This window comes from Azospirillum sp. SYSU D00513, from assembly GCF_017356015.1.
GTDB lineage: Bacteria > Pseudomonadota > Alphaproteobacteria > Azospirillales > Azospirillaceae > Azospirillum.
Map to the genome: position 1 here is coordinate 30,940 of NZ_JAFIQV010000034.1, position 12,193 is coordinate 43,132.

Genomic DNA, 12,193 nt, shown 5'->3' on the forward strand with positions numbered 1-12,193 from the left:
GTGACAAAGGAAAAGGAGTGCAGGCATGGGCTCGCGCAAGGGTTCCGGAAATGGGATCAGAGGGCGAAGGCTTCGATGAAGGAGCCCCAACGGCGCATGAAGAGCTGGCGGTCACCCCAGTCCTCCGATCCCTTGGGGCGCGTGGCGTTCTCCAGGTGCAGGACTTGGCCCGCGTTGAGGATGGCGACGCCCCGCCCGAGCCGCTGGGCGGCAAGGCACAGCGCCACATCCTGGCATTCCGTGCGGTAGGCCTCGTCGAACCCGCCGATCTCCCGGAACAGGGACGACCGGATCATCACGCAGGCCGCCGTGACAGCTAGGCAGTCCCAGGACTCTTCCGCCCGCTCCGGCATCCGCGCACGCGCGTGCGGGTGGAAGCAGAAACCCCGCAGCGGGCCGTCGCGGAACACGTCGATGCCGGCATGCTGCACGGTCCCGTCGGGGAAGAACAGGCACAGCCCGGCCATGCCCAGTTCCGGCCGCCGGTCGAGCAGGCGAACCATGCCCATCAGGCAGTCCGGATGGTCCCGGATGACCACGTCGTTGTTGAGGAACAACGCGGTGTCGTACCGCGCGTGGCCGAAGAAGACCTGGTTGTTCGAGCGGGAGAAATGGTACTTCAGCCCGCGCACGGCCTTCACGAAGGGCGGCGCGCGGTCGTACAGCGCCAGCACTTTCGGGTTGGTCGAGCCGGTGTCCCCGACCAGGACCTCGAAGCCGAGGCCAGCGGCGCGGAAGGACGGCTCCACCGCGACGAGGCTCTCGACCAGCGGCACGATCAGTTCCGGCTTGTCGAGGTTCAAGATGATGATCGACAGGCCGCGCGGCGCCTCCTGCCCGATGGCGGCCTGCTCGTCGGGCTGCTTGGCAGTTTCTACACGATCGGCATTCCTGGTGTCGGTGTAGGGGGCGAGCAGGGGATGCAGAGGCATTGAGTCCGGGGTGCGGTCGGGAACGGTCGGCTTCATAAGATAGCCCGTCACCAGCCGCGTCAATCGCTTTCCACGGATGGCTTCCAGCCTATGGCGGCCCTTGTCCAGGGCCAGCCACGCGGGCGGCGGATGAAGCGGGATCCTAGGATTTCAGGGCATTTCCCGGCTTGATTTCGGCGTTGAACGTCCATTCCCCGGTTTCCGCGTCATCAAGGGTGCGATACGCTCCCACTGATCATCCCTCAGCACCAAACGTTCTTTCGCTCCCAAGACCGTCTCCTAAAGAACGGTCTTGAATCATATTTCTTCGACGATGGAAATCCCAAGAGTCCACAGAACCTAGACGGAGGTGATAGCAGCAGGGGGCTTCTAGATTACCATTGTAAGGACATCGGCGGACCTATTACCGAAAAAGCGCGTCTGCCGTGTTCCATCAGGACGCAAATATGAAATCGTCACGCCCCAGTGTTCCTCGCGCCGCATCCAGCAGTGTCACGGTCGAGGTCACAAGCCCCGAGGCGCCATTCGTGAACGGAACAACGACAGTTGCGTTTCCGTCTGTGTAGGTGATCTGGTTTTCGATATCGGCCCATGTCAACGCACGGGTAGAAAAGAGCGGACCGGTCGGGTCGTTAGGCACGCTCATGCGGAACGACGAAACGTCGATGCGATCAATTTCATTCTGCCAGTCCTGAATGGTTATCTCACTCCCTCTATAGGCTGCGCGGTCCGAATAAATAAAGGCCTCGAAAACATCGGCGCCGGCACCTCCATACATCACTGGCGCTCGCAAGCGGTCATCGCCGGCCTCACCGTGGACTTCGGCCGGTCCGCCAGCGCGAAGCTCCGGGATACCCTGAGAATGGGTTGTCATCAACACTGAGTCATTGCCGGCTCCGGCATAAACAACATCACCCCTGCCAGGCGCATAAGTTCCGAGGTTGATCAAATCGTCACCGTCGCCGGACAGAACGAAGCTGGAGTCCCACGTGGTTATCGTGTCGTTCCCTACGGTGCCTTCGATCAGCGGCCGGCCTCGGAAGCTCCGCGTCTCGGTCTGGCCGAAAAGATCATAGTGCTGCATGCCGCTTGCGAATTGTCCGCTAGCGACCGCCAAGGCAACGTCAGGATTTGCCTGGAGATAGTAGTCCTCGGATAGGGATGCCGAAGCATCTCTTCCTTCCTTCATCCCGAATATAGTGAAGTGATGAAAACCAGTTACGAAATCACCTTCCTGGATTCCCCGTGCAACATCGGGGTTTGTTTTGAGGTAATAAGACTCATCGAAGTAAGATGGCGCCGCTGTCCTCCTCCCCTCGGCGCGCCCAAAAAGATCGTAGTGCTGCTGTCCTGATGAGAATTGACCCGCATCCACTGCAGCTTTGACATCTGGATAATAAGATAAATAGAAAACTTCTGAAAGCATCTCCGCCATTCCCTAGCAGCAACAAGACACAAAGCGCAGATTAAACCTATGATAACCGATCTGCAACGTCTGTTATTCTTGCGAAACGTGCTTCACCCGAATTGGAACACCGGATCTTGCATCGCACGCCAAGGCGGAGATGTCCTGCCTCATCCTCTCCCTGTGTGACATCCCTCGGCCCTGAAGGACCGAGCTTCTCTCCCGCAAGCAGCGTCAAGCGGCCAGAGGAGACAAGGCGTTTGTCACACATCGAGCCTTCGTCATCGGCCTCAGCAACAGGTACTGCGCGAGGGTTTCCGAAGCGTGCAGGTCAGCGTCAGCCTGGACGCCTCCTGCTCCGTCTGGCATCGGTGGCCCGATCCTCTGGCTCGACTGCGACATGATGGTCGCCGGCTCCCTGGAGACGTCCTTGGCGGAGCTGTTGGAGGCCATGGAACGGGCAAACGCGGCTTTCGCCGCCGCGCCAGACGCCGAGGGGAGCGATATTGCTGGTTTCGTGACGCTCTGGGGCGTTCCGCCTTTCGCTGTGGCGGTCCGGGCCGCAGGGATCGACCCTGGCGGCCCTATCTCCAACTCCGGTCTCTTCCTCTGCCGGTTGCCCGAGCCCTGGCCGGGGTGCGCGACCTTGGATGAGCATCGCTTAACATCTTCCCCACGGCTAAAGCCGGGAGATTTCCAAGAGTAGCCTAAGCCACCCTCTTCAGTTCGCGCTTCAACGGACGCCCAACGGCAATCCTCGGCGCGGGCTGTGTTCCAGCCCTTAGGATACTGCGGGCGGCATTTGTGTCGGCGTTCGCCGTATGCCCGCAATGTCCACAGCGGAAATTCGCTTGGCTCTCGCGACTTGCTTTATCGATGGTTCCGCATTCAGCGCAGCACTGCGACGTGTATGCGGGGTTTACTTTGCGCAACTCACCGCCGCGTTCGGCGATTTTGTAGGAAAGGAGGGCCTCGAATTGATGCCAAGCGTTGTTCAGGATCGCCCGGTTCAGCCCTGCCTTCTGCCGCACCTTCCGGCCCGGCTCCTCGACCTTCCCCGCCGCGCTCGCCGTCATGCTCTTGGTTTTCAACGCCTCCAGCGCGACTACGCCATGCGTCGCGGCGATCTCCGTCGTGCGCTCGTGGTTCCAGTGCAGGCGGACACGGGCGATCTTCGCCTTCGTGCGGGCAAGAGTCTTGCGGGCGGCGTTGCGGCGATTGGAGCCGCGCTTGCACTTCGCCAGCTTTCGGGCCTGCTTGCGGGCGCGGCGGTCCAGCACGTTCAGCCGCTCTTTCGGCATATCCCGGAACGTCCCGTCCGACAGGGCGAGCGTGCGGACCACACCCCGGTCGATGCCAACGGCCGGGCCAAAGTTGGCCGGCGCGGTATGCTCAACCTCGGTCGAGAAGACAACGTGCCAGCCAAGGGCGTCGCCGGTCACGGTCACGTTCTTGATCGTGCCGGGGATGGCGCGGGTCAGCCGGAACTTGACCTCGCCTATTTTGGGCAGCTTCACCGTCGCCCACTTGGCATTCAGCTTGTGCCACTGGCAATCGCGTCCGCTAAAGCGAAAGGCATCGTTCAGCCCGCGCTTGCGAGGAGTCGGATAGTCGGCCCGGCCAGCGAAGAAATTGCCGAACGCCTTGTCCAAATCGCGGAGCGCCTGCTGCTGACAGATGATCGAGACGGCGGCGATCCAGTCGAACTCGGCGCGGAGTGCGGTCAGCTCGCGGGCTTGCGAGGGGTAGCTGATGGCGTTACCAGTGTTCGCGCGAAACAGTCGCCACCAATTGCGGCGCTGTTCCAGGCCAAGATTGTAAACGAGGCGACAAACGCCAGCGTATTGACCGAACAGGGTTTCCTGTTCATCGGTCGCGTACAGCCGGAATTTGTAGCCTCGGTTGAGCACAGGTCAGACGCCCTTCTGGTTTTCGATGTACCGCTTGATTACGTCGAGCGGAGCCCCGCCCACCGTGCAAACGAAATAACTGTTAGTCCACAAGGTCGGCAGCCGAGACTTCAGCCAGGGGAACTCGCCCCGCAGCAAGCGCGACGACCGCCCCTTGATAGATTTAACCAGCCGGTGGACACCGAACTGCGGATCGCACCCCACGAGCAAGTGCACGTGGTCTGGCATGACCTCCATCTCGATCAACTCGGCGTCCGTCTCACTGCACACGCCCGCAACGACTTCTTTCAGCCGAGCGTCAATCGGCGCCTCAAGCACAGGGCGGCGATACTTCGGGCACCAAACCACGTGGTACTTGCAGGAATAGACGACGTTGTTGTTCGAGCGATAATCAGCCATAGGAGAGTATATAGCATGGAGCAACCTAATGCTCAAGGGCGCTTCGCCTGCGGCGAAGGCTCGGCTGTCCCCATGCCTAAAGGCAGGGGTTTCCGCCGATCCGGGAGTGCGTTCTGATGATCGACCAGAACGCCTTCAGCCTCGTGGTCTGGGAACCCGACCGGCACTACGCGGTGCCGTCTGGAACGTCCATGGCCGTGAGCGGAGGCTTGTGGTAGTTACGCGACCTTTCCGCAGCTGAATCACAAACCACCCGGAACCGGACACCGGCAGCCGAGGGAAGAAGGAGCATGATGGTGGACACCGCAGTCCGGAGAAAAGACCCCTGGCGAGCCGTGAGCGGACTGCGGACTGCCCTGTTGCTGGGCGTTCTGCCCGGCGCGATCCTCGTCGCCCTGCTCATGCCGGCCGCCTTCATTCTGGGCACGAGCGAGGTCTGGTGGCGGCTGGTGCGGGACCAAGCTTGGCACGTGGCCGGCCATCTGCACTTCATCCAATCGGCCTGGCAGTTTCCGATCCTGCTGACCGACCAGTACAATGCCCCGCAGGGCATCAACATCTTTCTGACCGACAGCCTGCCCCTGTTGTCGCTCGTCGCAAAGCTCTTGCACACGGTGTCCGGCCAGACTGTAAATGCATTCGGCCTCTGGTACGCGGCTATTTTTGTCCTGCAGTCGCTCACAGGAGCGCTTCTCGTGCGAGCGCTCGGAGCACGCTCGCCCGTAGCCGTGCTGGCGGGCGCCACTTTCGCTGTCTTGATGCCCACCTTCCTGTTCCGATCAGGGCACTTGGCCCTGAACGGTCATTTCGCCGTCCTAGGCGCCTTGGTCCTTTATGTCCAGACCCTGCGCAGCGGACCTCGTGCGGGCGCTGCACAGGCATGGTTCTCAGCCTACACGGGGGTCATCCTCCTCATACATTCCTATCTTTGGATCATGGCGGTAGCGCTCTGGGCCGCGTCCCTGATGGACGACGCGTGGCGCCGCCGCGCGGGCATCCGGTACATTCTGGGTCAGCTGGGCGGCTTTGCGGGCCTGACTCTCGCCGTGATGCTGGCGACGGGGCTGCTTCAAGCCGCTCGCGGCGGAGCTGAGGGTTTCGGCATTGCTTCCATGAACCTTTTGTCGCCGCTCTGGTTCGGTCAGGGGGCCGTGCTCGGCCCCCATTTACCGCCCCTTCCCATGGATGCGACCGGCGTACAACTCGAGGGATTCAATTACCTGGGGCTTGGAGCCATTCTCGTCGTCATCGCTGGTCTGATTGTTGGCATAAGGTGGATACCGGGGGTGGTGCGCTATCATCCCGCGCTTTTCCTGGCTCTCGCTGCCTGCACCATCTTTGCCCTCTCGAACGTCATCTACGCGGGGCCAGCAAAAATAATTTCCCTTGAGCTTCCAAACCCGGTCTTGGGGCTCGCAAACATCTTCCGGGCGAGCGGGCGATTTTTCTGGCCGGTCGCCTATCTCGCGGTTGGCGCCGCCATAGCGGCGCTGCTGCTGGCGGCGGAAAAGCGGGGCCGTGCCACCCAGATCGCGGCGGCGGCCTTTCTGACGGCGGCGGCGGCGGTGCAGGTTGCGGATGTGGCGCCTTGGCTGCGGTCTCTGGTCTGGACGCGGCAGCCGGAAGCAGCCATGCCGCAGGAAGCCGAGTGGCGCACATTCATCGGCTGGCATGAGCGGCTCGACATTTTCCCGCCGCACAGCTGTCGAGTGCGCGAGCCGAACGCGAGCGCCTTTGACCTTCGTCTGCAACTCGCGACCGGATGGTTTGGAATACCCGTCAACAGCGCCGATGCAGCCCGCCCCGTTGCCGACTGTCCACTGCAGGAGCGCCGGATGTGGGAGGCGGTATCAAGGAACAGCGCCACCCCCGGATCTCTCCTGATGTTCTTTGCTCCCTCAGTTGAGGTTCTGCGTTCGGCCGAAACGACCGGCTTGATCGACCAGTGTCGCTGGGCTTGGTTTGGTCTGGCCTGTAGCGACCGTTGGCTGGACTCCGGTGTGCCGAATGCGTTGATGGCCGCAACCTTGGCAACGGCCGGATCGTCCGCTATGCCGGTTATAGCGGTTGGGCGAAGCCTCGACTTCAAACCGTTCGCCACCGGCAATGCGATCTTGGGATCGGGCTGGTCGGGTCAGGAGGCATCGGGTCGAAGCAGCGACGGCAACCGCGCCCAGCTCGCCTTCGCTGTAGATCGCAGGGCCTTGGAAAACGGTGCTGCCCTCGACCTCACGGTTCTCCCTTTCCTGCGCTCTGAGATTGATCGACAGCGAGTCCAGATTGAGATCAACGCTACACGTCGTCTCGACGCCGTGCTTGATCGGCATGAACTCCAGACGCTCTCGATCCCGCTCCTGCCGGGCGATGTCGGCCCACACGGCCATGTCATGCTGACGCTTGAGTTGCCGGACGCAAGGTCCCCAGCTTCATTGGGGCTCAATGCCGATCAGCGTCGGTTGGCGCTGTTCCTGACTTCCCTTGCCCTCTCCCCGAAACAGGATTGATCATCTCGCGCCGCAAACCCGGTCCTTCAGGGCCGGGTCAGCCCATCAGAGCTTGGTCCGCTTGAAGATTTTCTCCGGGAGGGATCGGATCACCAGCATAATCACCCACCAGACGGGACGGACATACACAATGTCGCGGCCCCGAGCTTCGGCCGCCAGAATGGCGCGCGCGACCTCGTTCGGCTCGGCGGTCAGCCGCGCGGGCAAGCTCATGCCCTCGGTCATGCGCGTGCGCACGAAGCCCGGCTTCACCGTCACCACATGGACGCCGCGCTTGGCGAGCCGGTTGCGCAGTCCGGACAGAAAGGCCGTGAAGCCGGCCTTGGCGGCGCCGTAGATGTAATTGCTGGCTCGGCCGCGGTCGCCGGCCACCGAACTGATGCCGATGATGGTGCCGGAGCCCCGCGCCTCCATGCGGTTCGCCACCTCGCCCAGGATGCTGGCCGGACCCGTCAGGTTGCTGTCGATCACCCGGCGCGCCGCCGTGAAGTCGCGCTCGGCGTCCGGTTGGCTGCCCAGCAGGCCGACCACGCACACCACGGTCGCGGGCAGTTCCTCCAACCCGTCCAGGAAAGCCGAATGCCCGCCGACATCCAGGACGTCGAAATCCGCCACTCGCACGTCCGCTCCCCAGCGGATCCTGAGGTCGGCGGCGTCAGCCTCCAGCCGCTCCGGATTGCGGGCCGCGAGGAGCAGCGGCCGCCCGGCCTGCGCGTAGTGCTGTGCGATTGCCCAGCCGATGTCGGAGGTGGCTCCCAGGATCAGCACAGGTCCGGAGATGGTGGCGGTCATAGGCCGAGCCTTTCGGATTGGAGGGAACGGAACGTTCCTTCGAGGCGGTGCGCGCCGCGCAACGCCTTGAAATTCTCGAGGGCCGGGTAGCCCTGCCGGAGCAGCGATGTTCCCATGCGGGCATCCTTCGCCAGATACAGGCGCCCACCATGGTCGGCGACGATGCGGTCCAGCGCGAGCATGAGGTTCATCGAGGCCGCATTGGCCGGGAAATCCAAAGCCAGCGTGTAGCCTTCCATGGGGAAGGAGAGCACCCCTTCCTGGCGGCCGAACAGCTTCAGCACTGCGAGGAAGGACGCGTTTCCGGTCGACGCAATGGTCTCCAGCAGTGACCGCAGCCCCGCCGCGCTCACCGCTTTGGGCAGCACGCACTGATACTGGAAGAAGCCGGAGCGGCCGTAGATGCGGTTCCATTGCAGCAGCGCATCCAGCGGATAGAAGAAGGTGTCGTAGTCCACCACCGTTTCCCGCGGTGTGCCACGACGCCAGTACAGCTCGTTGAAGGCGCCGACCGTCCAGTTGTTGAGGACGAAACCGGGGAAGTCCAGCGGCACCGTCAGTGGACGGCGCTGCCGGCACGACAGCGGATCAGAGCGGAGTTCCTGGGGCAGCTCGTCCACACCGGCATGCTCGCCGCGGAACATCAGGCTACGCCCGAGCCGGGCTCCTCGGGCCAGGCAATCGATCCATGCCACCGAATAGGTCCAGCCGCCGGACTCCTCGAACATTCCCATGATCCCGTCGAGGTCGTCCGCGCGTAGCGTTTCCTGGCGAACGTAGGCCGTCGTCACGGGGATCAGGCGAACGCTGGCCCGCAGGATCACCCCAGTCAACCCCATGCCACCGCGCGTGGCCGCGAACAGCTCCGGCTCCCGGCCGGGTCCGCAGGTGACGATCCGGCCGTCCGCCAGCAGCAGGTCAAGGCTGACCACATGATCGCCGAAGGAACCGGCGCCGTGGTGATTCTTGCCATGTACATCGGCGGCGATCATGCCGCCCACGGTGACCAGCTTCGTGCCCGGCGTCACCGGCGGGAACCAGCCGCGCGGAACGAACGCGTCCAGGATGTCGCTCAACAGGACGCCCGCCTCGCAGGTCAGCGTCCCGCTATCCGGGTCGAAGGCTAGCATCCGATCCATGCCTCGCATGGACAGGGTGAGGCGAGAGTTGAGGGCGGCGTCGCCGTAGGAGCGGCCGTTGCCGCGGGCGATCAGCCCGCCGGGCTCCGCGACGGCGCGCACGGCATCCCCGGCGGAGCGGGCTGTCAGGGTCCGACATTCGGCGCGCGGAAAGCGGCCCCAGCCTGACAGCCTCATGAAGCACTTCCGAACACGAAACGCCGGTCCAGGCGGTATTTCACCACATAGCCGATGGCCAGCCCCAGGGCGCCGCCCACATAGCGCCAGCTTCCCCCGCCGAGGGCGTCGAAGGCCAGCTCCGTCCCCCAGAAAATGACCGTGGTGAACACGCCCATCAGTGTGTAGAGCGAGAACTTGCGCGCGTGGGCCGCAGCGCCGGTGGAGCGGTCGTCAAAGATCCAGCGCTTGTCCAAAACATACTTGGCCACCAGGCCGGTCAGCGTGCCTAGGGCGAGAGCCGCATAGACGGCGCCGGGACCGGCGTAAAGAGCAAAAAGACACCATTGCGTCAGCAGATTCACCGCCGTCGCCACGACGGCGAAGGCGGTGTAGCGCAGGCCCAGCTCCGGCAGGGAGCGGGGCGCCCCGGACGTACCGGCCGTCACAGCGTCGCCGCCAGGAGCGTTAGCCCCATCAGGCCACCGCACAGCAGGCTGACCCGGTCGGTGGCCGCGAAGACCACGGGGTCGTCGTTCATTTCCCCGCGGTGGGTCAGGATCAGGATCCGGCACAGCCAATAGACCAGAACCAGCCCACCAAACCACAGCAGCCCGGGCCGCTGGTAAAGCGTCGTCACCTCGGGGCTATGGATGTAGAGGGCCAGGACGAGGGCCGATGCGAAGCCGCTGGAAGCGGCCAGCATTTCCAGAACCGGAAGGTCGCCCGGCTCATAAGCACGGCCGGCAGGAGCACCCAGCCCCTGCTTGACGCGGCCCACCAGCTCCGTCGCCCGCTTCACAAGGGCGAGGCTGAGGAAGAAGAAGATGGAAAAAGCGATGAGCCACTCCGACAGGGCGACGCCCAGGGCCACGCCGCCCGCCGCCAGCCGCATCCCGTACAAGCACGCCAGCGACACCACGTCGAGGATCAGCTGGCGCTTTAGGACGAAGGAATAGGCCAGCGTCAGGGCATAATAGACGGCCAGAACCCCGATGAAGGCGGGCGATACCATGAGCGCCAGCAGGAGAGACGCTCCCAGCAGACCTGGGAACAGCAGCATCCCGTGAACCAGCGGCACCGCTCCAGACGCGAAGGGCCGCCGCCGCTTCGTGGTGTGAAGCCGGTCGTTGCGCAGGTCGAGCAGATCGTTCAGGAGATAGACGCTGGAGGCGCACAGGCTAAAGCTGAGGAAAGCCAGCAAAGCGCTGCCCAGGGCCGCCGGGGTCAGGACATGGGCGGCTAGGCCCGGCACCAGGATCAGCAGGTTCTTCAACCACTGATGCACGCGCATGGCGCGCAGGTAGTCCTTGAGGCGCGGGCGTTCGCTGCTCACCACCCGGACGTCCGCGGCGGCGCGGCGGGCCGCCTGGGCGACCCCGTTCGGCACGTTGACGAGATAAGCGGTGCGCGCCCGCGCCCAGACCGGCACATCGGCCAGGGAATTGCCGACATAGTCGAACCCTCCCTCGCCGAACATCTCCACCAGGACGCGCGCCTTGTTCTCCGCTCCCAGGTTGATCTGCCCGTCGGACGCGTAGACGCCGTCAAACAGGCCCATATGCTGGGCGAGGGCCTCCACGTAACGACGGTCCGAGGCCGACGCGAGATACACCCGCCGCCCCTCGGCCCTGGCGCCTCGGATGAGGGCGAGCACCCCCTCGTCCACCGGGAGCGTGTGAAGGTCGAGCAGGACCGCGTCGGCGAGCTGAGCCTTGAAGGCCGCCTTGCCCTTGCCGAGCCAGCTCGGGGTCCGTAACGCGGTCAGAGGATGGGTCGCCAACAAGACGAATAGCGCCTCGTACAGCAGATCGGTCTTCAACAGCGTGCCGTCGAGATCAACCACCAGGGGAGGCTTGGCCGGCCCGCCCGAGCCTGCGGAGTCCTGTGTTTCAGGGCGCGGCGCCACTCGGGTCTGCTGTTCCAAAACATGCACTCCGATCGTCTGTTCCGCGGCGCAGGTATGTCCTGCGACCGAGCCCCGTATAACGCCTCCCTCGAAGAAGAGGCAATCGGCTTGGTTCCATGCCGGCTGCCGGTGCCGGGCTCGGGACGCCGGGCGTGGGCCGCCGGGTTGCGAGCTAAAGGGAAACGGAGGTGAGTTCCTGTCGCCGGGCCAGCAGGGCGGCCTCCGCCGCCGGGTCGTCCGAGCCCTCGGCCATGCGCAGGAGCAAGGCCTGGAGGTCGCGGGTGATGGGGCGCAGCGGCGCGTCGGGCGCCGCCGCGTGCTGCTTCAGCCCGGGGTCGATGGTTCGCGCGACCTGGGCGCGCGCCGTGGCGCGCTTCTCCGGCTCCGTGAGGCCGAGGAAGTCGGCCAGCCGCTCGTACTGGCGCTCCCAGTCGGTGAACCAAGCGTCGTAGTCGGTGACGAGCCGTGCAGCACCCCGGCTGTACTGCAGAGCCTCGAAATAGTGCCGGGTCCACAGCCGCTCGGCCAGTTCGTAGGGGACCTGCCCCTTGGAGGCGAAGGAGGTGGCGACCGTCGCCGGCGCGCGCAGGCTGATCAGGTACATTGGGTCGAGGCGCAGCGTTTGCGCGATGTCGTGCCAGAGCGGCATCAGCCGGACTGTGCGCGGGTCCTTGAAGCCCCATAGGCCCGGAGCCTCCGCCAACTCGGCCTGGACGATCTCCGTCAGTTCGCGCTTCAGCGCGAGGACCTCTGGCTGCTGCCAGGCGGCTTCCGGAATGGGATGATCGGCGCGGTCCTGGTTCCAGTAGCGGTCCAGCAACTGCAGGAGCTTGTCTTGGATCTCGGTGATTCGGGCATGCTCCCAGTAGTCGTAGCGGGGCGCCTGCTCGAAGCTCTCCCGCGTCAGGACGTGACGGCCGAGTTCGACCCCCATCAGCGCGATCGCGCGCGCGAGCAGCGAGGTGCCGCTGTTGTGCATGCCGAGGACGATGACGATCCGGCGGCGGGGGGAACGGGAGAAGAGTCTGCTGAACATCGGATGCGCCT

The 12,193-nt window shown here is 64.2% G+C and carries 10 protein-coding genes and 1 pseudogene; 1 reads left to right on the forward strand and 10 read right to left on the reverse strand.

The features are described from left to right. Positions 1–56 precede the first annotated feature (56 nt). The 5 genes and pseudogenes from JUB11_RS22690 to tnpA all read right to left on the reverse strand — a co-directional run bounded on the left by JUB11_RS22690 (position 57) and on the right by tnpA (position 4,646). Entirely contained in the window at positions 57–995 is a 939-nt protein-coding gene (locus tag JUB11_RS22690) for a glycosyltransferase (RefSeq protein ID WP_207461060.1), read from the reverse strand. A 117-nt stretch (positions 996–1,112) separates the two neighbouring features. Next, a pseudogene (locus JUB11_RS22695) lies at positions 1,113–1,202 on the reverse strand (IS5/IS1182 family transposase); the annotation flags it as partial. A gap of 163 nt (positions 1,203–1,365) precedes the next feature. Continuing rightward, a complete protein-coding gene (locus tag JUB11_RS22700; RefSeq protein WP_207461061.1) occupies positions 1,366–2,358 on the reverse strand; it encodes a hypothetical protein in 993 nt (330 codons plus the stop codon). A 686-nt stretch (positions 2,359–3,044) separates the two neighbouring features. After that, positions 3,045–4,247: an RNA-guided endonuclease TnpB family protein gene (locus tag JUB11_RS22705; RefSeq protein ID WP_207461062.1), complete on the reverse strand. Its 1,203-nt coding sequence runs from the start codon at positions 4,245–4,247 to the stop codon at positions 3,045–3,047. Between the two features lie 3 nt (positions 4,248–4,250). Further along, on the reverse strand, positions 4,251–4,646 hold the full coding sequence (tnpA, locus tag JUB11_RS22710; protein WP_207461063.1) for an IS200/IS605 family transposase: 396 nt from the start codon (positions 4,644–4,646) through the stop codon (positions 4,251–4,253). 290 nt (positions 4,647–4,936) lie between these two features. On the opposite strand from tnpA, the gene JUB11_RS22715 reads away from it, so the two are divergent. Next, positions 4,937–7,150, forward strand: a complete 2,214-nt coding sequence (locus JUB11_RS22715; RefSeq protein ID WP_207461064.1) for a DUF6311 domain-containing protein — start codon at positions 4,937–4,939, stop codon at positions 7,148–7,150. A gap of 45 nt (positions 7,151–7,195) precedes the next feature. On the opposite strand, the gene JUB11_RS22720 is transcribed toward JUB11_RS22715, so the two are convergent. The 5 genes from JUB11_RS22720 to JUB11_RS22740 form a co-directional block, all read right to left on the reverse strand. Next, positions 7,196–7,942, reverse strand: coding sequence for an SDR family oxidoreductase (locus JUB11_RS22720; protein WP_207461065.1), 747 nt, complete (start codon positions 7,940–7,942; stop codon positions 7,196–7,198). Next, positions 7,939–9,258: an FAD-binding oxidoreductase gene (locus JUB11_RS22725; protein ID WP_207461066.1), complete on the reverse strand. Its 1,320-nt coding sequence runs from the start codon at positions 9,256–9,258 to the stop codon at positions 7,939–7,941. Before JUB11_RS22725 ends, JUB11_RS22720 begins: the two co-directional genes overlap by 4 nt. Further along, positions 9,255–9,686, reverse strand: coding sequence for a GtrA family protein (locus JUB11_RS22730; RefSeq protein ID WP_207461067.1), 432 nt, complete (start codon positions 9,684–9,686; stop codon positions 9,255–9,257). Before JUB11_RS22730 ends, JUB11_RS22725 begins: the two co-directional genes overlap by 4 nt. Beyond that, positions 9,683–11,164: a UbiA family prenyltransferase gene (locus JUB11_RS22735; protein ID WP_207461068.1), complete on the reverse strand. Its 1,482-nt coding sequence runs from the start codon at positions 11,162–11,164 to the stop codon at positions 9,683–9,685. Before JUB11_RS22735 ends, JUB11_RS22730 begins: the two co-directional genes overlap by 4 nt. Positions 11,165–11,318: 154 nt before the next feature. Then, a complete protein-coding gene (locus tag JUB11_RS22740) occupies positions 11,319–12,182 on the reverse strand; it encodes a hypothetical protein (protein ID WP_207461069.1) in 864 nt (287 codons plus the stop codon). Between the last annotated feature and the right edge of the window lie 11 nt (positions 12,183–12,193).

Bases quoted from the DNA above. Each gene is read 5' to 3' on its own strand.
- JUB11_RS22725 (WP_207461066.1), bottom strand. From the start codon at position 9,258: ATGAGGCTGTCAGGCTGGGGCCGCTTTCCGCGCGCCGAATGTCGGACC.
- JUB11_RS22700 (WP_207461061.1), bottom strand. From the start codon at position 2,358: ATGCTTTCAGAAGTTTTCTATTTATCTTATTATCCAGATGTCAAAGCT.
- JUB11_RS22720 (WP_207461065.1), bottom strand. From the start codon at position 7,942: ATGACCGCCACCATCTCCGGACCTGTGCTGATCCTGGGAGCCACCTCC.
- tnpA (WP_207461063.1), bottom strand. From the start codon at position 4,646: ATGGCTGATTATCGCTCGAACAACAACGTCGTCTATTCCTGCAAGTAC.
- JUB11_RS22740 (WP_207461069.1), bottom strand. From the start codon at position 12,182: ATGTTCAGCAGACTCTTCTCCCGTTCCCCCCGCCGCCGGATCGTCATC.
- JUB11_RS22715 (WP_207461064.1), top strand. From the start codon at position 4,937: ATGATGGTGGACACCGCAGTCCGGAGAAAAGACCCCTGGCGAGCCGTG.